This is a genomic window from Oryzifoliimicrobium ureilyticum (assembly GCF_037199735.1).
In the GTDB taxonomy this organism is placed as follows: domain Bacteria; phylum Pseudomonadota; class Alphaproteobacteria; order Rhizobiales; family Rhizobiaceae; genus Rhizobium; species Rhizobium ureilyticus.
Genome location: NZ_JBBBVQ010000005.1, coordinates 13,412 through 39,241 on the forward strand (window position 1 = coordinate 13,412; position 25,830 = coordinate 39,241).

General features: G+C 56.7%; 22 protein-coding genes. 18 read left to right on the forward strand and 4 right to left on the reverse strand.

Translation table 11 applies throughout. The features are described from left to right. Positions 1–31: 31 nt before the first annotated feature. The gene (gene hslV, locus VQ830_RS08745; protein ID WP_337267715.1) at positions 32–559 is read right to left on the reverse strand and encodes an ATP-dependent protease subunit HslV; all 528 of its coding nucleotides are present in this window, start codon (positions 557–559) and stop codon (positions 32–34) included. 177 nt (positions 560–736) lie between these two features. Here hslV and hisB point away from each other — a divergent pair, with 177 nt between their 5' ends. Genes hisB through coaA form a run of 7 tightly spaced genes read left to right on the forward strand, consistent with a single transcriptional unit; the run spans position 737 to position 5,368 of the window. Beyond that, positions 737–1,345, forward strand: a complete 609-nt coding sequence (hisB, locus tag VQ830_RS08750) for an imidazoleglycerol-phosphate dehydratase HisB (protein ID WP_337267716.1) — start codon at positions 737–739, stop codon at positions 1,343–1,345. Positions 1,346–1,367: 22 nt separating this feature from the next. Then, positions 1,368–1,844 (forward strand): DUF2628 domain-containing protein, encoded by a 477-nt coding sequence (locus VQ830_RS08755; RefSeq protein ID WP_337267717.1) that lies wholly within the window; start codon positions 1,368–1,370, stop codon positions 1,842–1,844. Next, positions 1,844–2,494 (forward strand): imidazole glycerol phosphate synthase subunit HisH, encoded by a 651-nt coding sequence (gene hisH, locus VQ830_RS08760; protein ID WP_337267718.1) that lies wholly within the window; start codon positions 1,844–1,846, stop codon positions 2,492–2,494. Before VQ830_RS08755 ends, hisH begins: the two co-directional genes overlap by 1 nt. 30 nt (positions 2,495–2,524) lie before the next feature. After that, positions 2,525–3,274 carry a 1-(5-phosphoribosyl)-5-[(5-phosphoribosylamino)methylideneamino]imidazole-4-carboxamide isomerase gene (gene hisA / locus VQ830_RS08765; RefSeq protein WP_337267719.1) on the forward strand — a complete coding sequence of 250 codons (750 nt, stop codon included), beginning with the start codon at positions 2,525–2,527 and terminating at the stop codon, positions 3,272–3,274. Next, entirely contained in the window at positions 3,271–4,041 is a 771-nt protein-coding gene (gene hisF / locus VQ830_RS08770; RefSeq protein ID WP_337267720.1) for an imidazole glycerol phosphate synthase subunit HisF, read from the forward strand. Before hisA ends, hisF begins: the two co-directional genes overlap by 4 nt. 11 nt (positions 4,042–4,052) lie before the next feature. Beyond that, entirely contained in the window at positions 4,053–4,376 is a 324-nt protein-coding gene (locus tag VQ830_RS08775; protein WP_337267721.1) for a phosphoribosyl-ATP diphosphatase, read from the forward strand. After that, complete coding sequence (coaA, locus tag VQ830_RS08780) at positions 4,373–5,368, forward strand: type I pantothenate kinase (RefSeq protein WP_337267722.1); 996 nt, start codon at positions 4,373–4,375, stop codon at positions 5,366–5,368. The genes VQ830_RS08775 and coaA overlap by 4 nt, the downstream gene beginning before the upstream one ends. Before the next feature lie 26 nt (positions 5,369–5,394). On the opposite strand, the gene VQ830_RS08785 is transcribed toward coaA, so the two are convergent. The 3 genes from VQ830_RS08785 to VQ830_RS08795 all read right to left on the reverse strand — a co-directional run bounded on the left by VQ830_RS08785 (position 5,395) and on the right by VQ830_RS08795 (position 8,222). After that, positions 5,395–6,003, reverse strand: a complete 609-nt coding sequence (locus VQ830_RS08785; protein ID WP_337267723.1) for an alpha-ketoglutarate-dependent dioxygenase AlkB family protein — start codon at positions 6,001–6,003, stop codon at positions 5,395–5,397. After that, a complete protein-coding gene (arfB, locus tag VQ830_RS08790) occupies positions 6,000–6,437 on the reverse strand; it encodes an alternative ribosome rescue aminoacyl-tRNA hydrolase ArfB (RefSeq protein WP_337267724.1) in 438 nt (145 codons plus the stop codon). The genes VQ830_RS08785 and arfB overlap by 4 nt, the downstream gene beginning before the upstream one ends. Positions 6,438–6,611: 174 nt before the next feature. Next, a complete protein-coding gene (locus VQ830_RS08795) occupies positions 6,612–8,222 on the reverse strand; it encodes a phosphoenolpyruvate carboxykinase (protein WP_337267725.1) in 1,611 nt (536 codons plus the stop codon). Between the two features lie 331 nt (positions 8,223–8,553). Between VQ830_RS08795 and VQ830_RS08800 the strand changes: the two genes are divergently transcribed. The 11 genes from VQ830_RS08800 to addA all read left to right on the forward strand — a co-directional run bounded on the left by VQ830_RS08800 (position 8,554) and on the right by addA (position 25,768). Then, positions 8,554–9,282, forward strand: coding sequence for a response regulator transcription factor (locus VQ830_RS08800; protein WP_337267917.1), 729 nt, complete (start codon positions 8,554–8,556; stop codon positions 9,280–9,282). Positions 9,283–9,358: 76 nt separating this feature from the next. Further along, a complete protein-coding gene (locus tag VQ830_RS08805) occupies positions 9,359–11,149 on the forward strand; it encodes a sensor histidine kinase (RefSeq protein WP_337267726.1) in 1,791 nt (596 codons plus the stop codon). Beyond that, positions 11,146–11,607 (forward strand): HPr kinase/phosphorylase, encoded by a 462-nt coding sequence (locus tag VQ830_RS08810; RefSeq protein ID WP_337267727.1) that lies wholly within the window; start codon positions 11,146–11,148, stop codon positions 11,605–11,607. Before VQ830_RS08805 ends, VQ830_RS08810 begins: the two co-directional genes overlap by 4 nt. 141 nt (positions 11,608–11,748) lie before the next feature. After that, the gene (locus VQ830_RS08815) at positions 11,749–12,150 is read left to right on the forward strand and encodes a PTS sugar transporter subunit IIA (RefSeq protein ID WP_337267728.1); all 402 of its coding nucleotides are present in this window, start codon (positions 11,749–11,751) and stop codon (positions 12,148–12,150) included. A 16-nt stretch (positions 12,151–12,166) separates the two neighbouring features. Next, on the forward strand, positions 12,167–12,436 hold the full coding sequence (locus VQ830_RS08820; protein ID WP_337267729.1) for an HPr family phosphocarrier protein: 270 nt from the start codon (positions 12,167–12,169) through the stop codon (positions 12,434–12,436). 164 nt (positions 12,437–12,600) lie between these two features. After that, positions 12,601–14,001, forward strand: a complete 1,401-nt coding sequence (gene ahcY / locus VQ830_RS08825; RefSeq protein WP_337267730.1) for an adenosylhomocysteinase — start codon at positions 12,601–12,603, stop codon at positions 13,999–14,001. 201 nt (positions 14,002–14,202) lie between these two features. Next, a complete protein-coding gene (locus VQ830_RS08830; RefSeq protein ID WP_337267731.1) occupies positions 14,203–16,788 on the forward strand; it encodes a PAS domain-containing sensor histidine kinase in 2,586 nt (861 codons plus the stop codon). Further along, entirely contained in the window at positions 16,785–18,299 is a 1,515-nt protein-coding gene (gene tsaE / locus VQ830_RS08835) for a tRNA (adenosine(37)-N6)-threonylcarbamoyltransferase complex ATPase subunit type 1 TsaE (RefSeq protein ID WP_337267732.1), read from the forward strand. Before VQ830_RS08830 ends, tsaE begins: the two co-directional genes overlap by 4 nt. Positions 18,300–18,306: 7 nt before the next feature. After that, positions 18,307–19,038, forward strand: coding sequence for a nucleotidyltransferase family protein (locus VQ830_RS08840; protein ID WP_337267733.1), 732 nt, complete (start codon positions 18,307–18,309; stop codon positions 19,036–19,038). 3 nt (positions 19,039–19,041) lie between these two features. Continuing rightward, entirely contained in the window at positions 19,042–22,227 is a 3,186-nt protein-coding gene (addB, locus tag VQ830_RS08845) for a double-strand break repair protein AddB (RefSeq protein ID WP_337267734.1), read from the forward strand. Beyond that, on the forward strand, positions 22,220–25,768 hold the full coding sequence (gene addA, locus VQ830_RS08850; protein ID WP_337267735.1) for a double-strand break repair helicase AddA: 3,549 nt from the start codon (positions 22,220–22,222) through the stop codon (positions 25,766–25,768). The genes addB and addA overlap by 8 nt, the downstream gene beginning before the upstream one ends. Positions 25,769–25,830: the final 62 nt, after the last annotated feature.

The following is a 25,830-nucleotide window of genomic DNA, read 5'->3' on the forward strand; positions in this document are numbered from 1 at the left end:
TTATTGTTTCCAAGAAAGGTGGGAAGGGCAATCAGGCTTCGGCGTCGAGCGTTTCGACCACGATGGAGTGGTTTGTGTAGACACAGATATCGGCGGCTATATCGAGTGCACGACGCGCGATGTCTTCAGCGGATTTGTCCGTATCAAGAAGCGCCCGTGCTGCAGCCAAAGCATAGTTGCCGCCAGAGCCAATGGCGACCGCGCCATGTTCCGGCTCAAGGACGTCGCCATTGCCGGTAATAGCCAACGTTACCGACTTATCTGCCACAATCATCATCGCTTCGAGATTGCGCAGATATTTGTCGGTTCGCCAGTCCTTCGCGAGTTCGACCGCCGCACGCATGAGCTGCCCGGGATATTGCTCGAGTTTACGTTCCAGCCTCTCCAACAGGGTGAATGCATCTGCCGTCGCGCCGGCGAAACCGGCAATGACATCGCCTTTGCCGATGCGGCGCACCTTGCGCGCATTTCCCTTCATGACGGTTTGACCGAGACTGACTTGACCGTCGCCGGCTATGACCACCTTGCCGGCCTTGCGAACTGTTATAATCGTTGTCATGAAATCTTCCTTGCCCGGGAATTGGGCGGTTGTTTTACGGCCCTGATCTTGGCCGGGTTGACGCTTATGTAAGTTGGCAAAATCGGATTGCAAATGGCGGGATTTTCTGGCGGAGCGCTTCTGGATATTTCGTAAGCTGCCTGATATGGAACCCGCTCAATCCTGGTGGAGAAGACGATGACCGAAGACACGACAAGCCGGACGGGAGCCGTATCGCGCAAGACGAACGAGACATCCGTCGGCGTGTCGGTCAATCTTGACGGCACGGGCAAGGGCAAGATTGCAACGGGCGTTGGCTTCTTCGATCATATGCTGGACCAGCTGTGCCGGCATTCGCTCATCGACATGGAGATCGACGTCAAAGGCGACCTTCACGTCGATGATCACCACACGGTTGAAGACACAGGCATCGCCATCGGGCAGGCCATCGCCAAGGCTCTTGGCGATCGGCGCGGGATCACCCGATATGCGTCGATCGATCTTGCGATGGACGAAACGATGACGAAGGCAGCGGTCGATGTATCAGGACGCCCGTTTCTGGTGTGGAACGTGACCTTCAGTTCACCGAAAATCGGCACCTTCGATACGGAGCTTGTGCGCGAGTTCTTTCAGGCGCTGGCGCAGAATGCCGGTATTACGCTCCATATCCTCAACCATTACGGCGCAAACAATCATCACATCGCGGAAACCTGTTTCAAAGCGGTGGCGCGCGCTTTGCGGAGCGCCCTTGAGATAGATCCACGCCAGGCAGGCCGTATCCCTTCCACGAAGGGCAGCCTCGCTTGATTTCCTTCAGGGAGCAAGCAGCATGACTTCCAGCTATTTGGTCGTAACCGCGCCTTCCGGTACAGACGCAAGGCACGATAAGACCCGTTTCATCCGCGATGGTTTTTCATTTCTAGCTTTCCTGTTTCCATGGATATGGCTCGCCGTGAATCGGCTCTGGCTGGCGGCAGCCGGTGCTTTCGTACTGCAGATAGCGTCCCGCGTGCTGATGCAGCAGGCTGGAATGTGGCCTGTGGGCGCCGCGCTCGGCTTTGCCACGATGTTGATCGTCGGCCTTGAAGGACGCCATTGGCTGGCGCGCAATCTGGTGCGCAAAGGCTGGTCGGAAGAGGCCGTCATCAGCGCGTCTTCACTCAAAACCGCTGAGGAGATCTACTTCTCAACCTATATTGAACCGGTAAAGACCGAGATTATTGTCCCCGATTGGAAGAGTGGCGCCGTTGCGACCCAAGGTGGGGCGACATCGCTTGATCTTTTCGGCTTTAACGGAGGACGCTGATGCGCGTCGCAATTATTGATTACGGCTCCGGCAATTTGCGTTCGGCGACGAAAGCCTTCGAGCGTGCCGCCGCAGAAGCTGGCCTTGATGCGTCAATCGAACTGACGGACCGGCCCGAGCATGTCGCGGCCGCCGATCGTGTCGTTCTGCCCGGTGTTGGCGCTTATGCTGATTGCCGAAAAGGCCTTAACGCTGTCTCCGGCATGGCCGAGGCGCTGCATGAGGCCATCGATGAAAAGGCACGTCCCTTTCTTGGCATTTGCGTTGGCATGCAGTTGATGTCATCGCGCGGGCTCGAAAAGACCGTCACTGAAGGGCTTGGCTGGATTGCTGGCGACGTCGTGGAAATGACGCCCACCGACCCGACGCTAAAGATTCCGCAGATCGGCTGGAACACGCTGCAACTGCGCGGGCCTCATCCATTATTTGAGGATATTCCGACTGGGGCCGATGGTCTGCACGCCTACTTCGTGCATTCCTACCATCTTGCCGCCCTCAATGCCGAAGACGTTCTGGCGACAACCGATTATGGTGGGCCGATGACGGCTTTTGTTTGCAAGGACAACAAGGCGGGCTCCCAATTCCATCCGGAAAAGAGCCAAAAGCTAGGGCTGAAACTGATTTCCAATTTCCTGCGCTGGAAGCCTTAAGGCTCGCGCTTATTAAGGACGATAAACAGCATGATCCTTTTTCCCGCTATCGACCTTAAAGACGGGGAGTGCGTACGCCTGAAGCTGGGCGATATGCAGCAGGCAACCGTCTATAATCCCGACCCCGCCGCCCAGGCGAAAGCTTTTGAGGACCAGGGATTCGAATGCCTGCATGTCGTTGATCTAAATGGAGCTTTTGCGGGTCAAAGCGTCAACGGCGCGGCTGTCGATGCTATCTTGAAGACGACCAAGAATCCGGTCCAGCTCGGAGGCGGCATCCGCACCCTTGATCATATCGAGACATGGCTCGGCAAAGGCCTGACGCGCGTGATCCTCGGCACCGTCGCGGTCCGCGATCCCGCGCTGGTGATCGAGGCCTGCAAGCTTTTCCCAGGACGCGTTGCTGTCGGCATTGATGCCAAGGGCGGTAAGGTAGCCGTCGAGGGATGGGCGGAAGCTTCCGAGCTCGGCGTGATCGAGCTGGCGCGCCGGTTCGAGGGCGCAGGTGTGGCGGCTATCATCTACACCGATATCGACCGTGACGGCATTTTGAGTGGGATCAACTGGGAATCGACGCTTTCGCTTGCCGAGGCCGTTTCCATCCCCGTCATTGCCTCGGGGGGTTTTGCGTCGCTTGACGATGTAAAACGATTGCTCAAGCCGGATGCGCGAAAGCTGGAAGGCGCCATTTCCGGCCGTGCGCTCTATGACGGACGCGTCGACCCGGCTGAAGCACTTGCCCTGATTGCCGCAGCCCGCAAAGAGGAGCGCGCATTATGAGCCTGAAAGCCCGCGTCATCCCCTGCCTCGACGTCAAAGATGGCCGTGTTGTCAAAGGCGTCAACTTCCTGGATCTCGTCGATGCCGGTGATCCGGTGGAGGCGGCAAAGGCATATGACGCTGCAGGAGCCGATGAACTTTGCTTCCTTGACATTACCGCATCGTCGGACAATCGCGATACCATCTTTGACGTGGTGGCCAGAACTGCGGAACAGTGCTTTATGCCGTTGACCGTCGGCGGCGGTGTGCGCAGCGTTGCCGATATTCGCAAGCTGCTCCTGTGTGGCGCTGACAAAGTTTCGATCAATTCGGCCGCCGTGCGCAATCCTGATTTCGTGGCCGAGGCAGCCGATAAGTTCGGCAATCAATGTATCGTGGTCTCAATCGACGCAAAGCGCCGGCCAGGCGATGTTCCTTCGTGGGAGATTTTCACGCATGGCGGTCGCAATGCGACCGGAATTGACGCCGTCGAGTTCGCTGAACAAATGGTAACACGCGGTGCGGGAGAGCTTCTGGTGACCTCGATGGACCGTGACGGGACCAAGATCGGTTATGATCTGGAGCTAACGCGCGCAATTGCCGATCGCGTGCGAGTGCCTGTTGTTGCCTCCGGTGGCGTTGGTAGCTTGGATGATCTGGTGTCCGGCGTTGTCAAAGGCCATGCGAACGCGGTCCTGGCGGCATCGATCTTCCACTTCGGCACCTACTCGATTGCTGAAGCCAAACGCTACATGGCTGCCCATGGCATCGAGATGCGGCTGGACTGAGGAAAAGGATCATGACCAGTTTTACGCTAACGGACCTTGAACGCATCATCGAAGAACGATCGAAAGCCTCGCCCGATCAATCCTGGACGGCGAAGCTATGCGCGGCAGGACAGTCAAAGGCGGCAAAAAAGCTGGGTGAGGAGGCGATAGAAGCTGTGATGGCTGCGGTCACCCATGACCGAGACAACCTGACCTATGAGGCAGCCGACGTCCTCTATCATCTATTGGTGGTGTTGAAGATTGCCGATATACGAATTGAGTCAGTCATGACTGAGCTTGAGCGGAGGACAGCTCAATCCGGCCTGGCCGAAAAAGCGAGCCGGGAGGGCTCATGAATAGCGCCAAGGACATTCTTGCCGTCAGTGAGCCGCTCGACCATTTACAAGTCAATTCGGTCACGCCCTATCATTTCTTTTCGTCCGAGGAATGGGCCCGCTTTCGTGCCGACACGCCGATGACGCTGACGGCCGAGGAAGTTTCACGGCTTCGCTCGCTCGGAGATCCGATCGATATCGATGAGGTTGAGCGGATTTATCTTTCCTTGTCGCGGCTTCTTTCGGCGCATGTCGAATCTTCGCAACTCCTGTTCGAGCAGAGAAATCGGTTCTTGCGGCTGTCGGACATCGTCAAGACGCCCTTCGTGATCGGTATCGCCGGATCTGTTGCGGTCGGAAAGTCAACGACAGCGCGCGTTCTCAAAGAATTGCTGCGCCGTTGGCCATCAAGCCCGAAGGTCGACCTGATCACGACCGACGGCTTCCTCTATCCAAACGAGGTATTGCGGCGTGAAGGCCTGATGCAGCGCAAAGGCTTTCCCGAAAGCTATGATACTGCACAAATCCTTCGCTTTCTGTCGGCCATCAAAGCAGGTCAGCCCGACGTTCGCGCGCCGACGTACTCTCATCTGATCTATGATGTGATCCCAGGCGAATATAAGGTTGTCGACAGGCCCGACATTCTGATCTTCGAGGGCATTAATGTGCTGCAATCGCGCGATCTTCCCATTGATGGCAAGATCGTCCCGATGGTGTCGGATTTCTTCGATTTTTCGATCTATATCGATGCCGAGGAAGAGCGAATCCACAACTGGTATGTAACGCGCTTCATGCGCCTGCGTGAAACGGCCTTCCTCGATCCCAATTCTTACTTCCATCGCTATGCTTCGATCAGCGACACCGAAGCCGTCTCGATCGCAGAAGGTCTTTGGTCCAATACCAACTTGAAGAACCTGCGGCAGAACATCCTGCCGACACGTCCGCGGGCTGACCTCATTCTTCGCAAAGGTCCGAACCATCTCGTCGAGCAAGTTGCCCTGCGTAAGCTTTGAATTTCAAGAGACGCGGCCGGAATGTTTCACGTGACACGTCGTAACGTCAGGTTGATCCGCCCGCCATTTTTTAAAAGATTTGACGTTGCCGGGTAAATTCGGTCGACGCCGTGGAAGCAAAGCCGTCCAGCGCCACCAAGAACAATCACGTCACCACTGGCAAGCTTGATTGAACTTGTCGGCGAGGACCGCTGCGTGCCGCCAATCCGAAACAGACAACTATTGCCGAGCGACACCGATAGAACAGGTGCATCAAGATCCTGCTCATCCTTATCCTGATGCAGACCCATGCGCGCGTCATCCGCATAAAAATTGATAAGGCAGGCTTCCGGAGGTTTTTCATAGCCGGCAATCGAATGCCATAGGTCAAGCAAAACAGCCGGGATCGCCGGCCATGGCCTTCCCGTCACAGGATGTTCATGCTGATATCGATAGCCTCTATCCCGATCTGTCACCCACCCAAGAGTGCCGCAATTCGTCATGCGTACGGACATTGGCTTTCCGGTTTTCGGCATTGCTGGAACATAAAGGGGTGCTTGCGATACAACAGAGCGAACCTCTTCCAGCAATTTCTCCTGCTCGTTCCGCTGGAAGTAAGACGGGTAGTAGATAATCCCATCAGAAAGCTGCATCACTCCGCCTTTTGCGGCCGTCCGCGCATTTTCTTGACCTCGCTTCGTTCCATTTTTTGCTTCAATCGGCGCTCGACGGAGCCTTTTGTGGGCTTGGTTTTGCGGCGCGGTGGTGGCGGTGGTTTAGCGGCTTCGAGAACGAGTTCTTTCAGACGCTCGCGCGCGTCTTCGCGGTTCCGCTCCTGACTTCTGAAACGATTGGCCTCGATCAGGAGCACACCCTCCTTAGAGACACGACGCCCGGCGAGCTTCATCGCATTCGCCTTGACCCGCTCGTCGAGCGACGGCGAGTGGAGCAGATTGAAGAAGAGCTGTACCGCCGTGGAAACTTTGTTGACGTTTTGCCCCCCTGGCCCTCCAGCCAGGACAAATTGCTCCGTGAGCTCCCATCCGGCAATGGTAATTCGATCAGAGATATAAAGGGGTTCGCTGGCCATGGCGTCTTCTACAGCATCGGCCCTAAAATCGAAATCCGATTTTCATCTGGCAAACGCAAAGGTCTGAGAAGCACGCTACAGCAAGGTCAACTTGCATTTGCGCCCGCTGACACGCGTTTAGAACAGCGAAAACCCGGCGGATGACGCCGGGTTTCACGTGAATCCATCCAAAGATTATTCGGCTGCGACTTTTAGACCTGGAGCGGCGTCCCGAACGCTGCCCTCCACATGCTCTTCAAACTTCTCAAAGTTTGTAATGAACATGCCGACCAGCTTTTCAGCCTGACGATCATAGGCGGCCGGATCGGCCCAGGTCGATCTTGGGTCCAGGATCTGGCTGTCTACGCCAGAAACTGCCAGGGGAACTTCGAAACCGAAGTTTTCATCGCGGCGGAAGTCAGCCTTCGAAAGGTCGCCCGAAAGAGCCGCATTCAGCAGGGTCCGGGTTGCCTTGATCGGCATTCTGCGGCCCGTGCCATAGGCTCCGCCTGTCCAACCCGTGTTGACCAGCCAGCAATTGACCCCATGATCGCGGATCAGTTCCTTGAGCAAGTTACCATATTCAGCCGGGTGACGCGGCATGAAGGGGGCGCCAAAGCATGTGGAGAACGTCGCTTCCGGCTCGGTTACGCCACGCTCCGTACCGGCAACCTTTGCCGTGTAGCCGGACAAGAAGTGATACATGGCCTGATCGGGCGTCAGCTTTGCGATCGGCGGCATGACGCCAAAAGCATCGGCCGTCAGCATGATGATCGTCTTCGGGTGCGGAGCAAGCCCAGAGCGCGAGGCATTCGGAATGAAGTCGAGCGGATAGGCGCAACGGGTGTTTTCTGTAAGCGAGCCGTCATCGAAATCAGGCTCGCGGCTTTCGTTCAAAACAACATTTTCCAGGACTGTGCCGAAACGCTGCGTCGTCGCGTAGATTTCCGGCTCGGCTTCCGCTGAAAGGCGAATGGTCTTGGCGTAGCATCCGCCTTCGAAGTTGAAGATGCCGTTCTCGTTCCAGCCATGCTCGTCATCGCCGATCAGGGTTCGGTTGGGATCGGCCGAAAGGGTCGTCTTGCCGGTGCCGGACAGACCAAAGAACACGGCCGTATCGCCATCGGGGCCGACATTTGCCGAGCAGTGCATCGGCATCACGCGCTTTTCAGGCAGAAGATAGTTCAGCACAGTGAAGACTGACTTCTTCATTTCACCGGCATATTCGGAACCAGCAATCAAGATCAGCCCGTTTGTGAAGTCGCAAGCAATCACGGTTTCCGTGCGTACATCATACCGTGCTGGATCGGCTTTGAAGGATGGCAGATCAATAATCGTAAGCTTTGGCATGAAGCTCTCGACCGTCGCCGTGTCCGGCCTAATCAACAAATTCCGGATGAAGAGGGAATGCCAGGCATATTCTGTGATAACGCGCGTCGGCAGAGCCTCAGCAGGATCAGCGCCACCTATCAAATCTTGGACGAAAAGATCCTTGCCGGCGGCATGGGCCAACATATCCTGCTTCAAGAGCTCGAACTTTTCAGGCGAAATAGGCTTGTTGTTATCCCACCAAATCTGGCCGTCGGTGTTGGCGTCTTGAACGACGAATTTGTCTTTTGGAGAACGGCCGGTGTGCTGCCCAGTCAATGCGCGCAGCGCGCCAGACGCAGTCAACATGGCTTCGCCGCGGCGAATCGCTTCTTCATAAAGCGGAGCAGCCGTAAAGTTATAGCGAACACTGCGTGCTGCGCTCAGACCCATTTGCGCCAGCTCGATAGCCGGGTTGTGCACTCCGAAGACTTCCATCGCTCTTCCTCTGGTTGGCCGTCATCATTGACCTAGCCCAACGTTAGAAAGAGAATTTTTAAAACGCAAGTGGCAAAAACGAGAAAAATATAACAATATCAAACTATTAATCGATTTAAATATTCCTGTCTATTTTTAAATCGTTTGAAATCCCCGCGGTTCAGGCCTATAAGAGAGCATCACTTTTGCGCGTAAAGGTGGCGTGCATGTGCCCCCTTTATCTTTGCCACAATTTGTTCCACCTTTATCCTGCATAAGCGCACCGCCTTTTGAGGCCGCCTGGAGGACGTCCTTTCCTGGAGATGCGCAGCTGATGACGGAGACGAATACCATGCCGACAATCGCGCTCGTTGACGACGACCGCAATATCCTGACTTCCGTGTCGATTGCTTTGGAAGCCGAGGGTTATAAGGTCGAAACCTATACCGACGGTGCTTCGGCTCTCGACGGCCTTTTGGCTCGCCCGCCTCATCTGGCGATATTCGATATCAAGATGCCTCGCATGGATGGAATGGAGCTGCTTCGCCGTCTCAGGCAGAAGTCCGATATCCCTGTCATCTTCCTGACTTCAAAAGATGAGGAGATCGACGAGTTGTTCGGTCTTAAAATGGGGGCTGACGACTTCATCACGAAGCCATTCTCGCAGAGATTGCTTGTCGAGCGTGTCCGCGCCGTTTTGCGCCGCGCGTCCAGCCGCGATGCGGCAGCCATCGTTGCTGGTACGCCTGCCAAGCCGGGAGCAGCTCAGCTTGCCCGGACGCTCGAACGCGGACAACTCGTGATGGATCAGGAGCGTCATACCTGCACCTGGAAGAATGAGCCAGTGACGCTGACCGTCACGGAATTCCTGATCTTGCACTCCCTTGCTCAGCGGCCGGGTGTGGTGAAGAGCCGCGACGCCTTGATGGATGCCGCCTACGACGAGCAGGTCTATGTCGATGACAGAACGATCGACAGCCATATCAAGCGACTTCGCAAAAAGTTTAAGATGGTCGACAGCGATTTTGATATGATCGAAACGCTGTACGGCGTCGGATATCGTTTCCGCGAAGCGGCTTGATGGTGTAAGCGACGCCTTATTATCAGTTTGAGTAGCGGAGAGTTTGCGAGCTCTCCGTGCTCCGGAAGGGCCTGTCTTGGCACAATTGGTGCAAGAACGTGATTTGGACGATGTCGAGAATACGGGTAGCCGACGTATTCTGCGACGCCGCTGGTCACACCCGTTCACACTGATCCGTCGCGTTTTCGGCAATGCGGTTTTCTCGAGCCTGACACGGCGGATTGTCTTTTTCAATCTGACCGCGCTCCTGGTGCTTGTCGGCGGCATTCTTTATCTCAACCAGTTCCGCGAAGGGCTGATTGACGCACGCGTCGAGAGCTTGCTCACCCAAGGTGAAATTATTGCGGGCGCAGTGTCTGCCTCCGCTTCGGTCGACACAAACTCGATCACCATCGATCCGCAGAAACTCCTCGAGCTTCAGGCCGGACAGAGCATTACGCCAGCGCCCAATGACGAAGATCTCGAATTCCCGATCGATCCCGAGAAGGTTGCACCTGTCCTCCGCAGACTTATATCTCCGACCCATACCCGAGCACGCATCTTCGATGCAGACGCCAATCTCTTGCTCGATTCACGCCATCTTTATTCACGTGGGCAAGTCCTTCGCTTTGACTTGCCTCCGGTGGACGATCAAAGCCAGACTTGGGGAGAATGGATATCGACCCTCTTCAACAAGATGCTGCAGCCGAGGAATCTTCCCCTCTACAAAGAAGCCCCGGGCGGTGATGGATCGATTTACCCCGAAGTCATGAATGCCCTCACCGGCGTTCGAGGCGCGGTCGTTCGAACCACCGAGAAAGGCGAGCTGATCGTTTCCGTTGCGGTGCCGATCCAGCGCTCGCGCGCTGTTCTCGGCGTCCTCTTACTTTCCACGCAGGCGGGCGATATCGACAATATCGTCCATGCAGAGCGTCTCGGCATCATGCGCGTCTTCGGCGTGGCGACCCTCGTGAACGTGCTCTTGTCGCTCATGTTGTCTTCAACGATCGCCAATCCGCTCCGCCGCCTGTCAGCTGCCGCCATTCGTGTCAGACGAGGTGCGAAAGAACGCGAGCAGATCCCGGATTTCTCAGCCCGGCAGGACGAAATCGGCAATTTGTCGATTGCCCTTGGGGAAATGACAACGGCCCTTTACGACCGGATCGACGCCATTGAGAGCTTTGCGGCCGATGTCAGTCACGAACTGAAAAATCCGCTGACCTCATTGCGGAGCGCGGTCGAGACGCTGCCGCTCGCGAAATCCGAAGAATCAAAGAAGCGGCTGCTCGATATCATCCAGCACGATGTTCGCCGACTCGATCGCCTGATCAGCGACATTTCAGACGCTTCGCGTCTCGATGCTGAACTTGCGCGGGTGGATTCCTCGTCCGTCGATCTTGAAACGCTTCTGCGCGACCTCGTCGAGATTTCGCGGCAAATCAGGAGCCGGCGAAAGGAAGTGCAGATCGAGCTTTCCATTGAGCGGAAGCCAGGAGTAAAAACAAGTTTCCTTGTAAACGGGCATGACCTTCGCCTTGGCCAAATCATCACGAACCTGATCGAAAATGCTCGGTCCTTCGTGCCTGAAGACAGCGGCAAGATCACGGTCAAACTCGTGCGTACGCGCTCGCGCTGCCTCGTCTATGTCGAAGACAATGGACCAGGAATCCAGGCAGAAAACATCGATCGCATCTTCGAGCGCTTCTATACGGATCGCCCGGAGGCCGAAGGCTTCGGCCAGAATTCGGGGCTCGGCCTGTCGATCAGCCGGCAGATTGCCGAGGCTCATGGCGGATCCTTGCGTGCTGAAAACATGATCGACAGCGAGACCCACGCCATATTGGGCGCAAGGTTCATTCTGGCGCTTCCTGCGGAAGTTCAGGGATGAGCGAAGAGAGCCGGGTCAACCTCCATGCAACAGCCATCACGGTTGGTGGAAGCGGTTTGATTTTCATGGGCCCATCGGGCAGCGGGAAGTCAATGCTGGCTTTCGCCTGTCTTACCGAGGCAAAGCGGATGGGCATCAAAGCCTATCTCATTGCAGACGATCAAGTTCTTCTTCATGAAAGCGGTCAGCGTCTTTTTGCCGAAGCGCCGGCGACCATCAAGGGGATGATCGAAATCCGCGGGACAGGCATTGTAACATATCCCTGCCAACCTTTGGCCGCCCTTCATTACGCAATACTTCCCGGGGAACCTACAGGTGAAAATCGCATACCTCCCGCAGATGAGGAGGTTGTGCTGGCTCAACGCTTTCGCCTGCCGGTGATCCGACTTCTTGCCACTAACCCCGTTCCGCTGGCGACGCTTATGGCAGTGCGTCAGGACATTGCGCATCTGCTTTGAAATGACTTCTTGGCGGCTTTATACTATTTTTGTCTTGCACTTCAGCTTTTCATCACCAAGATGGCGGCCCACGGTGGACGCAATTGCTGCATTGCGATATTGGGGCTGCCGCATGCCTGTGCCATTGGGAGCAGTATAATCATGATTGGACTAGTGCTTGTCACTCATGGCAAGCTGGCTGAGGAATTTCGACTTGCCGTCGAACATGTCGTTGGTCCTCAAAAGTTCATCGAAACCGTCTGTATCGGCCCAGAAGACGATATGGATCAAAGACGGCAGGATATTCTCAACGCGGTTTCCGACGCCGATGACGGACATGGCGTCGTTATTTTGACCGACATGTTCGGTGGAACCCCATCCAACCTTGCGATCTCAGTCATGAGCAGCGGTCATACGGAAGTGATCGCCGGTATGAATCTTCCCATGCTGATCAAGCTGGCAGGTGTGCGCGGCGATAATAATATGGATAGAGCCTTGGCCGAAGCTTCCGAAGCAGGCCGCAAATACATCAACGTTGCAAGTCGCGTGTTAAGCGGAAAATAGTGGATAGCGGCGCGCGATGACGTCAAAAGAAATCCAAATTATCAATAAGCGTGGCCTCCACGCCAGAGCATCCGCAAAATTCGTGCAAACGGTCGAAAAGTTCGACGCCACGGTTGAGGTCTCCAAAGACGGCATGACGGTTGGCGGCACCTCGATCATGGGACTGATGATGCTGGCGGCAAGCCCTGGAACATCTGTGGTCATTTCCACTAGTGGCAACCAGGCAGAAGAAGTGCTGCACGCTTTGGAAGATCTGATTAGCAATAAGTTCGGCGAAGAAATTTAACCACCATATAAAGATATAAAGACTTCTTTATATCAACATTGCCATTCGATCCCAAGACTGATACACCGCGTGCAGCGGTTTTCGTCGGCATTGCTGCTTTCGCGCGCCGCGATAATCGATCCCGTGCATTCGCGGGTTCAAAAGATTTTCAGCTGGAGACATCGATGAGCACAGAAAAAGATTACGTCATCGCCGATATCGGCCTTGCAGACTATGGCCGTAAGGAAATTTCGATTGCAGAAACCGAAATGCCGGGCTTGATGTCCTGCCGCGCCGAATTTGGCGAGAGCAAGCCGCTGAAGGGCGCACGTATCACCGGCTCCCTGCATATGACCATCCAGACGGCTGTGCTGATCGAAACGCTTGTCGCCCTTGGTGCTGAAGTCCGCTGGGCATCGTGCAATATTTTCTCGACACAGGACCATGCGGCAGCCGCAATCGCCGCAGCCGGTATTCCGGTCTACGCTGTCAAGGGTGAATCGCTCACCGACTACTGGACTTACACCGACAAGATCTTCCAGTGGACCGATGGCGGCTTCTCGAACATGATTCTCGATGATGGCGGCGACGCTACGATGTACATCCTGCTCGGCGCACGCGCCGAAGCCGGCGAGGACGTTCTGTCCAATCCGCATTCGGAAGAAGAAGAGATCCTGTTCGCTCAGATCAAAAAACGCCTTGCCGCTTCGCCAGGCTGGTTTACGAAGCAGCGCGATGCGATCAAGGGCGTGACCGAAGAAACGACAACAGGCGTCAACAGGCTTTACCAGCTCAGCCAGAAGGGCCTTCTGCCCTTCCCGGCAATCAACGTGAACGACTCGGTGACCAAGTCGAAGTTCGACAACAAATATGGTTGCAAGGAATCGCTCGTCGACGGCATTCGCCGCGCCACGGACGTCATGATGGCCGGCAAGGTTGCCGTCGTGTGCGGTTATGGCGATGTGGGCAAGGGCTCGGCCGCTTCTCTGGCCGGCGCAGGCGCCCGTGTGAAGGTCACGGAAGCCGATCCGATCTGCGCGCTTCAGGCTGCCATGGATGGCTTTGAAGTCGTTCGTCTGGAAGATGTCGTCTCCACGGCCGATATCTTCGTTACGACCACCGGCAACAAAGACGTCATTCGCATCGACCATATGCGCGCGATGAAGGATATGGCGATCGTTGGCAATATCGGCCACTTCGACAACGAAATTCAGGTTGCTTCCCTGCGCAACCTGAAGTGGACGAACATCAAGCCACAAGTCGACATGATCGAGTTTCCCAAGGGCAACCGGATCATTCTCCTGTCTGAAGGCCGCCTCCTGAACCTTGGCAATGCCACAGGTCATCCATCCTTTGTGATGTCTGCATCCTTCACGAACCAGACATTGGCGCAGATCGAGCTGTTCACAAAGCCGAGCGAGTACTCCAACCAGGTGTACGTTCTGCCGAAACATCTCGACGAGAAGGTTGCTCGGCTACATCTCGACAAGCTTGGCGCAAGGCTCACGGAACTTTCGGAAGAGCAGGCGGCCTATATTGGCGTGACGCCACAAGGTCCGTTCAAGCCAGAACACTACAGATATTAATTATCCAGAAACTATCCACAACATCTTGATGGGCGTCGCGTTGACAAGCGCGACGCCCTTATTTTTGGCCCTGTCTCTTTCCGCAAAACGCCTTCCGAAGTATTGTTTTGGTACTCGATTCGTAACTTCGGAGCCCTCGTTGTACGAAAATGGGATGTCTTGTCGTGATGCGGCACATTAAGGGACGGAGACATACCGCGCATGTCGGAAACAAAAATTTGCCTGCTTTCAAAGGCGGGAAGTGAACGCTACGGCTTCCTTTCCGCGCTTTCAAAGACGGGGCGTTATCCTTGGCAGTTGACGAGCCGCGCGCGTTTGGCGCAGCGGCTGCTAAAGCCATGGTCGCGGTTTTGCGCGGCGGGAACTGCTATCGGCTTCTTCATTGCGCCCGCTATGTGCCGGGCGGCGACGGGCGAGACTATAGCGACCACGCATCTGTTTACCTCAAGCCAGGTCGCCGGCTTCTCGATCGCGCTTGGCGCCATTTCTGCCGCTCTGCTCTCCACACTCTGGGTGGTTCGTCAACGTGGCAACCTCGAAACGGAAACCCGCGACATCAAGACAGCGCTTTCGGATGCTCGTCAGCGGATTTCCCAATATGAAGCGCTGATTGCTGATAAAAATCGCCGGATCGTCATCTGGAACGGCGATGATAAACCCGAGATGCTGGGCCATCTGCCACCGGAGACGGGTGCACCGAGCGATCATGACTTTCTCGCATTCGGAAAATGGCTGAAGCCGGACTCGGCAGGCCAACTCGACAAGGCGATAGCCCGGCTGCGCGATCGCGCCGAGAGCTTCGATATGGTGGTCGCTACCTTCCGGGACGAGATCTTGGAAGCGCAGGGACGCATTTCAGGCGGGCGCGCTTTCGTGCGCTTCGTGGCCCTCAACAATTTGCGCGCCGAGCTTGCGGAACTCAAGATCGAACGCGATCGCCTCCTGTCGTCGATCGATGCTTTCGAGAGCATGTTAAATGCGCTTGATCTGCCTGCGTGGCGCTGCGACCAATCGGGTCGTCTCACCTGGGTAAACGCTGCTTATGGGCATGCGGTCGAAGCCGTTTCCACACAGGAAGCCGTCGAAGACGGACGCGAGTTGCTGACGACAGCCGTTCGCGAGCGTATGCGTTCCAGCGCAGCGGCCGAAAAGCCGTTCCATGAACGGATTTCGACCGTCGTTCGCGGCAATCGCACCTTTTATGACGTCGTCAACGTCAACGTCGCAGATGGCTCGGCAGGAATTGCCGTCAATGTTTCCGATGTCGAAGCCGTCAGGGCCGAGCTCGAGCGAACGCTGAAGAGTCATGCGGAAACGCTCGATCATCTTGCTACGCCCGTTGCAATCTTCGACGGTGAACGCCGCCTGCAGTTCTATAACCAGGCCTTCGTCACACTTTGGGGCCTCGATATCGGCTTCTTGGAAAGCAAGCCAGATAATGCAGAACTTTTGGAACGCCTGCGCGCTGCCAAGAAGCTGCCGGACCAATTGAGCTGGAAAACCTGGAAAGAGACGGCACTTGCTGTTTACCGGGCGCTCGATACCCAGACTGATCTCTGGCACCTTCCGAACGGCCAAACCTTGCGCGTCTTTGCGACCGCGCATCCACAGGGTGGCGCAACATGGGTATTCGAGAATCTGACAGAACAGGTCGATCTCGAAACCCGGTACAATACCCTCGTCAAGGTGCAGGGCGAAACGATTGACCATTTGTCGGAAGGCGTTGCGGTTTTCGGTGCGGATGGTCGTATCCGGCTGTCCAACCCGGCGTTCCGAGCTTTGTGGGCCATTACCGAAGCACAAGCCAAACCCGGAACGCACATCCGTGCGCTGGGCGCCGCCTGCTCTCAGTCCTATGAGGGGCCTGATGGCTGGGCGGCCTTTGCCGAACAGATCACCAGCTTCGAAGATGAGCGTCGCTCAAGCCAGGGGACGCTTGAACTTCTGTCCGGTCTTGTGCTGGATTACGCGGTCATTCCGTTGCCGAATGCCCAGACCATGCTCACCTTCGTCAATATGACGGACAGCGTGAGGGCAGAGCGTGCCCTAACGGAGAAGAACGAGGCGTTGCGCCGCGCCGACCAGTTGAAGAACGACTTCGTGCAGCACGTCTCTTACGAGCTGCGTTCGCCGCTGACCAATATCATTGGCTTTACGGATCTTCTGCGCACGCCCAGCCTCGGCACCTTGAATGATCGGCAGATGGAATATGTCGAACATATCTCCACTTCCTCTTCTGTTCTTCTGACGCTCGTCAACGATATTCTTGATCTTGCAACGGTCGATGCCGGCATCATGCGGCTGAACTATGCCGAGATCGAGCTGAACGAGCTGATCGACGACGTCTCCATTCAAATTGCCGACCGCCTTCAGGAAAGCAATGTGACGCTGGAAATCATCGCCTCAGCCGACCTTGGGTCGCTGGTGGCCGATCCGCAGCGACTGAAGCAGATCCTCGTCAAACTTCTTGCCAATGCAGCTAATTTTTCCCCTGAGGGCGCTGCTATTTCCCTGGTTTGCCGCCGCGAGGGCAGAGACTTTGTGTTCTCGGTAACCGATCGTGGGCCCGGCATGTCGGGAGAAATGATCGCCACTGTCTTCGATCGATTCGCAAGCGGGGCGCGCAGCGGCAAACGTGGCGGTGCGGGACTTGGCCTTTCCATCGTCGACAGCTTCGTCAGCCTGCACCATGGAAGCGTATCCATCGATAGCCAACCTGGTCGCGGAACAACGGTCGTTTGCCGGATTCCCTCGGGCGACATACCGCATTCCATCGCTGCTGAATGACGTCAGAAAAAATCACGATCACGGTCGACCTCAAGGACGCAGCTGCAACGGATCAGCTTGGCGAAGATCTGGCGCTGGCGCTTCGCGTCGGCGATTGCCTGGCGCTATCAGGCGATCTTGGTGCGGGAAAATCATCGCTTGCCCGGGCGCTTATCCGCGCCATGGCCGAGGACGAAGCGCTTGAGGTCCCAAGCCCGACCTTTACCCTCATCCAAAGCTACGATCTGCGGATCCCGATTGCGCATTTTGATCTCTACCGCCTCTCGGATGCTTCGGAATTGGACGAACTCGGCTTCGATGAGGCATTGCAAAACGGGATCTGTGTTGTCGAATGGCCGGAGATGGGGGGCGATGCCCTACCCGCGGACAGAATTATCCTGAGGCTGGAGCACCAGGGCAGCGGACGCCGTGCGGCGATCGAAGCCGCCGGGCGCCAGCTCGAGCGTATCCAACGCGTTTTCTCCATTCGCAGCTTTTTGACGAAAGCGGGCTATAGCGAGGCGAATCGCCGTTTTCTGACAGGCGACGCATCTTTACGCGCTTACGAAGCCATTTATGCAAAGGGTCAGCGGATGATCCTGATGGATTGGCCGCCTTTGAAGGATGGGCCAGCGGTGCTCGATGGCAAACCTTATCCAAAGGTCGCACATCTGGCAGAGAATGCTTATCCGTTTGTCGCCATTGCGACGGAGCTGCGTGCAAGAGGTTTTACGGCGCCGGCCATCTACAACGTCGATTACGAAAAGGGAATTCTGCTCGTCGAAGATCTTGGGGGCAATGGTGTTCTCGACGAGAACGGCATGCCGATCGAGGAACGGTATCGTGCTGGCATTGCGTGCCTTGCGCATCTGCACGCCCTGCCATTTCCCCGCGACATCACGACCGGCGAAACACACATTCATCATATCCCGGACTTTGATCGGACGGCGATGAAGATGGAGGTGCGGCTTCTGGTCGACTGGTATCTGCCATGGCTGCGCAATGGCGCTCCCGTTACCGACGATGAACGCAATGCCTATCTCGATATCTGGGACAGGTTGATCGACCGTCTTGAAACTGCCGAAAAGAATCTCCTGCTGCGCGACTATCATTCGCCAAATATCCTCTGGCAGGATCATCGACAGGGAATTGGCCGTATCGGCCTCATCGACTTCCAGGACGCCATGATCGGTCCGACCTCTTATGACGTCGCTTCGCTCGTCCAGGACGCAAGAGTAACGATTGACCGACGACTTTCCCAAGTTTTGATGCAGGACTATTTGACCCTTCGACGGGCCAATGCGTCCTTCGACGAAGCAGCTTTCATGGAAAGCTGGTCAATCATGGCAGCGCAGCGCAATTGCAAGCTCGTCGGCATATGGGTGCGTCTGACCCAACGGGATGGGAAAAGCGGCTATCTCAGACACATGCCGCGGACTCTTGCCTATCTCAAAGACACGTTGAACCACCCAGCCCTTGCACCTTTGCGAAACTGGTGCATACAGGTAGGCATCGAATTCAACGACGTATAACAATCAAATGACCATAAAACAGGGAATGGTGCTTGCGGCGGGTCTTGGCACACGCATGCGGCCGATCACCGATACTCTTCCCAAACCGCTCGTCAAAATCAGCGGAAAGCCGTTGATCGATTACGCATTGGATGCACTGGTCAAGGCGGGCGTCGAGCGGATCGTCGTCAATATCCATCACTTTGCCGAACAGATGCTCGAGCATCTTCAGAACTATCGCGATGCCGAGATCATCATATCCGATGAACGGGATGGCTTGATGAATTCCGGCGGCGGTTTGGCAAAGGGCTTGAAGCTTCTGGCGCGAGAGCCGACTCTGGTCATGAATGCCGATCTCTTCTGGATCGGAGAACAAGAGCACAAGTGGAACAATCTTGATTATTTAGCCGGATTCTACGATGCGGCGCGCATGGATATGGCAATGCTCTGCGTCGATAACGCCGATACGACCGGCCATAACGGCAAACTCGATTTCAACATGGATGCCGATGGTGTGCTCACGCGCTATCAAGAGGGCGATCCCGATCCGGTCGTCTATGCCGGCGCGATCGCGCTTCACCCAGCCCTGCTCGATGATGCGCCGAATGGACCATTCAACCTCAATATCTATTTCGATAAGGTCATTGCGAAGCGCCGCCTCCTCGGCACAAAGCTAAGGGGGCATTGGATCACGGTCGGCACGCCTGAGGCTATAGAGCAGGCGGAGACAACCATTCACCGCTTTGGAGGACTTTCGTAAGGGATGGCGGAGCGTCACAGACCACGTGTTCTGACAATCCATCCCGGCTTGCCCTTTTTGAAGACGCTGGCCGAAACGCTTTGCAACGGAAGCCTCATCCCCTCGTTCCACTATGACGGCAGTGATCCCCTCTCGCTCGCGAAGGTCACGATCTATCTGCCAACCCGCCGTGCCGTGCGCGTGCTTCGCTCCGAATTCGTGGATCTTCTGGGCGGGCGCTCGGCTATTTTGCCGCTGATTCGCCCCCTTGGCGAAACGGATGACGACAGCGGTTACTTCGATGAAGCTTTGCCTGCGCAACTCGATCTTGCTCAGCCGCTGCCAAACACGGCCCGTCTGCTTGAGCTTGCGAAGCTGATTCTCGCTTGGCGGAACCGATTGCCTGACATCGTCCGCAGCATTCATGATGATTCGCCCCTTGTCGCGCCTGCCAGCCCTGCTGATGCGATCTGGCTTGCTCGGAGCCTTGCAGAACTTATCGACGCCGTGGAAACGGAAGACGGGAACTGGAAGGACCTGGAAAAGCTGAAGGCTCAGGACCATGCGATGTGGTGGCAGCTCACCGCAGAATTCCTGCAGATCGCCAGTGCATTTTGGCCAGCGCGCCTCGAGGAACTCGGACGATCATCTCCTGCTCGTCATCGCAATGCCATCCTTCGAGCTGAGGCGCGCCGCCTCGCGACAACCCGCCATTCCGGGCCGATGATCATTGCAGGGTCGACCGGCTCGATGCCGGCAACGGCGGATCTGATGGCCGCTGTCGCGCAAATACCGGAAGGCGTCATCGTGTTGCCTGGCCTCGACCTCACCATGCCAGACGAGGTATGGGCAATGCTGGCATCGGACGAGGACCCGGCTTTGCGCACCGATCCGGCCAGCAGAAGCCATCCTCAATATGGACTGATGCGCCTCTTGGAGAGACTGAAGATCAAGCGCAGGGATGTCGAGCCGCTCGCTTTGCCAGCTTCAAAAATGGCGATGCGATCCAACGTCATCGCGCGGGCGCTTGCGCCTGCACAGGCAACATCAGCTTGGAGCATTTGGCGAGAGGATCTTCCCAAGGATGCCCTTGAGGAAGGCTTCGATAATGTGTGCTTGATCGAGGCGTCGAACGAGCGCGAAGAAGCGACAGCCATCGCCATTGCCATGCGTCTGGCCTTGGAGCAGCCGGGACAGGGTTCAGACAGCCAGGTCGCGCTGATTACGCCTGACCGAAACCTTGCCCGCCGGGTCAAAGCGGAACTCGCGCGCTATGGCATCTTCGCCGATGATTCTGCAGGGTCCCCGCTTGCCTCCACGCCGCAGGGGGAAATTCTTCGGCTGCTCCTCGAGGCTGCCTTGCGCGCTGGCGATCCGGTCGCGATTGCCAGTCTCCTGAAACACCCGCTGACGCGGCTCGGCATGCCGGTCGACATGGTCAGGGAAGCTGTCGAAGCGCTTGAGGTACTCGCCTTGCGCGGGGGCGTCGCCAGCGTCCATATCGGCGGTCTGGAGGGGCTGCTTGAGCGCCAGATGACGGAGATGGCGACGGACCGCCATCTGCCTCATTGGCGTCGGTCGCTGCCGGCCGACGCTGTAGACAGCGCACGCCTGTTGACCAAAGCCATTTCCGACGGGCTTTCGCCTCTCATCTTGGCCTCGTTGCCCGATGCCGACAACGGCTCTTTGCCGACATTGACGCTTGCAGATTGGGCGGAGCGAACCGGCCGGGCGCTGGAAGCCCTGACGCGCGACGAGACCGGCAATCTTTTGAGCTTATGGGGGAATGAGGCAGGCAGCGAGCTTGCCAGCCTGCTCGGCGAGGTCATCGATACCGACGGCCAGATCGAGGCGACGGGGCCGGAGTGGATCGATATCATGTTGGCTTTGACGACCGGCCGCAGCGTGAAGCCACAGGCGTTGAGCCACCCCCGCGTCTTTATCTTCGGAACGCTCGAAGCGCGCCTTCAAAGCGTTAATACGATCATTCTAGGCGGTCTGAATGAGGGAAGCTGGCCAGGCCAGACGACGAACAATCCCTTCGTCTCCCGCATGATGAAAACCGAGATCGGCCTCGAGCCGCCGGAACGACGGATCGGCCAGCTGGCACATGACTTCGAGATGGCAAGCGGGTCGGCGCAACTGATCTACTCCCGCGCCTTGCGGCAAGGCGCGACCCCGACTGTTGCGTCCCGCTGGCTGCAGCGCCTTCTCGCCTTTGGCGGCAAAGATTTCGAGGCCGGTCTAAAAAAGCGCGGCGAACAATATCTTCAATGGGCCAAGCTGATTGATCAAGGCGCCGCACAGGCCTCAGCCGAAAGACCGGCACCGCGTCCCCCGCGCGAGCTACAACCCCAGTCTTACTCCTTCAGTGAGGTCGGACGCCTGCGGCGCGATCCCTATGCGATTTATGCGCGTCGTATTTTGCGGCTCGATGCGGTTGAACCCTTCAATCGAGATCCTGGCGCCGCCGAACGCGGAACGCTTTATCACGCCATTATCGATCGCTTCATCCGCGAAGGGCATAAGGCGGGTACGCCAGACGCTGAAGAAGCGATGCATCTTATTCTCTCAGAGCTTTTCGATATGGAGCAGCTTCCGGCCCATATCGATGCGATCTGGCGGCCGCGCTTTCGCGAGGTGGCGCGGGCTTTCCTTCATTGGGAGGCGGAACGGCGGAACGACATCGTCAAAACCGTTACCGAAGTTCGCGGCAGCATCGTGCTGGAACCTGTCGATATTCAGCTTCGCGGCGTAGCTGACAGGATTGATCTCAAGAAGAGCGGCGGCGCGGACATCATCGATTACAAGACCGGCTATAACCCCTCGCCCGCCCAAGCGCGCGCACTGCTCGACCCGCAAGTTCCTTTGGAGGCCGCGGCCTTGCAAGGCGGCGCTTTCCGCAGTGTTGGAAAGCAGGCGCCGCAGGATCTCCTCTATGTCCGCCTCCGGCCCGGCACGCGTTTCCAGGTCGATATCGTCAACAACGAGGCGACCAAACGGTCTGAAACCGCGCGTTCTGCCGCGGAGCTTGCCGCAGCCGCCATCGAACAACTCGTAAAGTTCGTATTGCTTCTCCAATCTGGAGAGCGCGGCTTCACGTCCCGGCTCATCCCGGCAAAGCAATTCGAGTATGGCGGAGAATACGACCATCTGGCGCGTGTCGCGGAATGGTCGACCGCGGAAAGCGAGGATGATGTCAATGAATGACGTTTTTCCCCTTCCCGAAAGCGATGAACCGCGTGAGTGGGTCAGCTGGACCACGATCCAGCAGACCATCGCATCGGACCCGAAGCGTTCCGCATGGGTATCTGCCAATGCCGGGTCCGGCAAAACCCATGTTCTGACGCAACGCGTCATACGCCTTCTTCTGGCAGGCGCACGCCCATCAGCAATCCTGTGCCTTACCTATACGAAGGCTGCGGCATCGGAGATGTCCAACCGCGTATTCCAACGTTTGGCGGATTGGGCTGTACTCGATGATGAGGCGCTCAGTCAGCGCATCGCCGCCATCGAAGGCGCGCAGCCTGATCGGATAAAGCTAGCCGAGGCGCGCCGGCTTTTTGCAAAGGCGCTTGAAACACCTGGCGGACTGAAGATCCAAACGATCCACGCATTTTGCGAGGCATTGCTGCATCAGTTTCCGCTAGAGGCCAATGTTGCCGGGCATTTTTCCGTGCTGGATGATCGCGCTGCCTCCACCTTGCTGACAGAGGCAAGACGACGGTTACTGACCGCGACCACAGAGGACGATAGCCAGCTATCCGAAGCCTTTTCGCACATTCTCAACCTCGCCGATGAAGCCGGCCTCGAGGGACTTCTTGCCGACATAGTTGCACAACGTAATGCAATTCAGCGCTTTCTTGCCTATTCCGCCGCCAGAGGTGGTACCGAGCACGTTTTGCGGGCAAGGCTTGATCTGTCGCCTACCGACAGTGAAGCAACTATGGCAGCGAGATACTGGCCGCTGCCCGGTCTTCAAGGACCCATGCTACAGCTTTATCTCGATGTTGCAGCAGACAAGGGCGGGGCAAAGCCGCAAGAGGTTGCCGCAAACCTACGATCCGTCGTCGGCCAAACAGACGTTGTCGAGCGGGTCCGGCTTCTGGAGCGAATTTTCCTCACTCAGGACGGACGGCCAAAGTCGGATCGCGAGTTTCTTGCCAAAGCCATGCTTGCCCATTCGCCTGTGTTGGCAGAGGCCGTCGATGCCGCGCGCGCGCATGTTGCAGCCTGCCGCGACAGACTCAAAGTCGTACGAATGTTTGAAGCAACCCGAGCGGCCCTCATCCTTGCAGAGCGTTTGAACCGGGATTATGACGCGTTAAAAAAGCAGAGAAGCCAGCTGGACTTCGAGGATTTGATCACTCGAACCGCCGACCTTCTGACGAAATCCGGCGTCGGACCATGGATCCATTATAAGCTGGACCAAGGCATCGACCACATCCTCGTGGACGAAGCGCAAGACACCAGCCCCATTCAATGGGAAGTTATACAATCTCTTGCAGAGGATTTTTTCTCCGGGGAGAGCGCGCGGACCACGCTCCGCACCCTTTTCGCCGTTGGAGATGAAAAGCAGTCGATCTACTCTTTCCAAGGTGCCAGACCAGAGCGGTTTTCCGAAGAAAGCATGCGGACACAGCGACGCGTGTCTTCCGGGGGGCAGCTTTTCTCCTCTGTACGCCTTCCCTTGTCGTTTCGTTCAACAGCGGACGTGCTGGCTGCCGTCGACCATATTTTCAGTAGCAACGAGAACGCCCGCGGATTGAGCGCACAAGCCGAGCCGGTGGTCCATCGTTCAAGCCGTATCGGTCATCCAGGCGCCGTGGACCTTTGGGAAATGATTGCGCCAGCCGAGACCATCAAGGATGAAGACTGGACGGCCCCCTTCGATGCTACGCCGGAAACAGCGCCGCCGGCCGTTCTGGCAAGGCGAATTGCCGACACCATCGCGACGCTCGTCGGCCGGGAAACGGTCGTTGAAAAGGGTCGGGAGCGAAGGATAGAACCTGGCGATATTCTGGTGCTCGTGCGAAAGCGCGACTCGTTCGTGACAGCACTTACACGCGCTTTGAAGCATCGCGGCCGCGACATACCGGTGGCCGGTGCAGACCGCTTGGTCCTCACAAGCCATATTGCTATTCAGGATCTCATGGCACTCGGTCGCTTCGTCTTGCTACCAAAGGACGACCTCTCACTCGCTTGTCTTTTAAAAAGTCCGCTCTTCGATCTGACGGAGGATGATCTCTTTGAACTTGCTGCCAAGCGAGAAGAGACGGAAAGCCTTTGGGAGCGCTTACAGACCGCAGCGCAGATATTACCACACTATGCAATCGTCGTTGGCGCACTTCGGACATTCATAAGCCAGTCCAAGCAGTATTCGGTGCACGATTTCTACAGCCGTGTCCTTGGGCTTCACGGCGGCCGGCGCAAGTTCCTTGGTAGGCTGGGAACCGAGGTCAGCGACATCATCGACGAATTCCTGACCTTCACCCTTGATCATGAGACCAACGGGCTGCCGGGGCTGCAATCTTTCATTTCAACGCTGGAGCTTGAAGCGCCAGAGGTAAAGCGCGAACAGGACAAGGATCGCAACGAAGTCCGGATCATGACGGTACATGCCTCCAAGGGCCTGGAAGCACCTGTCGTCTTTTTGGTGGATGGCGGTGCCAAGGCGTTTTCTTCCTCGCATATGCCGAAACTACGGCTGATCAAGAGCGGACATGATGAACCGCCGACCCCTGTATGGGTACCGCTCGGCGATCTCGGAAATGCGATCACGGAAAAGGATGGGGAGCGCATCCGATCATTGGCGGAAGATGAGTATCGGCGCCTTCTTTATGTGGCCATGACGCGGGCTGCCGACCGTTTGATCGTCTGTGGTTACCGTGGAAGCCGCGCCGCCACCGACAACTGGCATACGATGATTTCGAAAGCCTTGAGCAGCGGGCATCCTCATGTTGCGCCGGCGCGCTTTCATGGCCCCGACGGCGAATGGGAAGGATTTAGCTGGCGCACACCTTCCATGGGTTTGACCTTTGAGCGCTTTGAGGAAGAGACCGAAGCCGATTTCCAAAGCGATCTTCCATCAGCGCTCGGACGGCCATTACCGCCGCAAAGGCAATTGCCGCGTCCGCTCAGCCCTTCCGGTGCAGGCACCATGGTCGATGACGAAGCGGATGATACCGTTTTTGTGTCGCCGCTTTTCGATAAGGGCCATGGCAGCAGCTTTGCCTTACAAAGGGGACGGCTGATACACCGGATGCTGCAAATCCTGCCGGATCTGCCTCGGGAAGAGCAAGATGCTGCTGCGAGCCGGTACATCGAGCGCGCCGCGGGATTTTGGCCGAAGAGCGAAAAGCAAAGCCTTAAAAGCACGATTCTTACGCTTCTGCAGGCTAACCTTCTGCAACCATTCTTCTCCGGGCACTCGCAGGCCGAAGTGTCCATCATGGGCACGCTGGATTTGGACGGTACCCAATTTGCCATCTCCGGCCGGGTCGATCGGCTCACTGCCTTGGAGGACCGGGTCGTGCTTCTCGACTACAAGACAAACCGCAGTGCACCTTTAAAAGAAAGCGATATTGCTTTTTCCCATATTGCTCAGATGGCAGTATATCGTCGCGTGCTCGAAGCGCTTTACCCGGATAAGCTGGTGCAATGCCTGCTGGTTTATACACAGAACGGCAGCATCTTTCATCTCAGCGACATGGCTCTTACAGCGGCCCTTGCTCGCCTTGGCGCAAAATGAAATAGAAAAGTTGAAAATTAGGGTTTAGCATCCCACATTCTTGGCAACACAATTCCGACAAA

What these genes read in the sequence shown, in the direction of transcription:
- hslV (WP_337267715.1), bottom strand. Translation starts at nt 559, where the DNA reads ATGACAACGATTATAACAGTTCGCAAGGCCGGCAAGGTGGTCATAGCC.
- hisB (WP_337267716.1), top strand. Translation starts at nt 737, where the DNA reads ATGACCGAAGACACGACAAGCCGGACGGGAGCCGTATCGCGCAAGACG.
- VQ830_RS08755 (WP_337267717.1), top strand. Translation starts at nt 1,368, where the DNA reads ATGACTTCCAGCTATTTGGTCGTAACCGCGCCTTCCGGTACAGACGCA.
- hisH (WP_337267718.1), top strand. Translation starts at nt 1,844, where the DNA reads ATGCGCGTCGCAATTATTGATTACGGCTCCGGCAATTTGCGTTCGGCG.
- hisA (WP_337267719.1), top strand. Translation starts at nt 2,525, where the DNA reads ATGATCCTTTTTCCCGCTATCGACCTTAAAGACGGGGAGTGCGTACGC.
- hisF (WP_337267720.1), top strand. Translation starts at nt 3,271, where the DNA reads ATGAGCCTGAAAGCCCGCGTCATCCCCTGCCTCGACGTCAAAGATGGC.
- VQ830_RS08775 (WP_337267721.1), top strand. Translation starts at nt 4,053, where the DNA reads ATGACCAGTTTTACGCTAACGGACCTTGAACGCATCATCGAAGAACGA.
- coaA (WP_337267722.1), top strand. Translation starts at nt 4,373, where the DNA reads ATGAATAGCGCCAAGGACATTCTTGCCGTCAGTGAGCCGCTCGACCAT.
- arfB (WP_337267724.1), bottom strand. Translation starts at nt 6,437, where the DNA reads ATGGCCAGCGAACCCCTTTATATCTCTGATCGAATTACCATTGCCGGA.
- VQ830_RS08795 (WP_337267725.1), bottom strand. Translation starts at nt 8,222, where the DNA reads ATGGAAGTCTTCGGAGTGCACAACCCGGCTATCGAGCTGGCGCAAATG.
- VQ830_RS08800 (WP_337267917.1), top strand. Translation starts at nt 8,554, where the DNA reads ATGCCGACAATCGCGCTCGTTGACGACGACCGCAATATCCTGACTTCC.
- VQ830_RS08810 (WP_337267727.1), top strand. Translation starts at nt 11,146, where the DNA reads ATGAGCGAAGAGAGCCGGGTCAACCTCCATGCAACAGCCATCACGGTT.
- VQ830_RS08815 (WP_337267728.1), top strand. Translation starts at nt 11,749, where the DNA reads ATGATTGGACTAGTGCTTGTCACTCATGGCAAGCTGGCTGAGGAATTT.
- VQ830_RS08820 (WP_337267729.1), top strand. Translation starts at nt 12,167, where the DNA reads ATGACGTCAAAAGAAATCCAAATTATCAATAAGCGTGGCCTCCACGCC.
- ahcY (WP_337267730.1), top strand. Translation starts at nt 12,601, where the DNA reads ATGAGCACAGAAAAAGATTACGTCATCGCCGATATCGGCCTTGCAGAC.
- VQ830_RS08830 (WP_337267731.1), top strand. Translation starts at nt 14,203, where the DNA reads ATGTCGGAAACAAAAATTTGCCTGCTTTCAAAGGCGGGAAGTGAACGC.
- tsaE (WP_337267732.1), top strand. Translation starts at nt 16,785, where the DNA reads ATGACGTCAGAAAAAATCACGATCACGGTCGACCTCAAGGACGCAGCT.
- VQ830_RS08840 (WP_337267733.1), top strand. Translation starts at nt 18,307, where the DNA reads ATGACCATAAAACAGGGAATGGTGCTTGCGGCGGGTCTTGGCACACGC.
- addB (WP_337267734.1), top strand. Translation starts at nt 19,042, where the DNA reads ATGGCGGAGCGTCACAGACCACGTGTTCTGACAATCCATCCCGGCTTG.
- addA (WP_337267735.1), top strand. Translation starts at nt 22,220, where the DNA reads ATGAATGACGTTTTTCCCCTTCCCGAAAGCGATGAACCGCGTGAGTGG.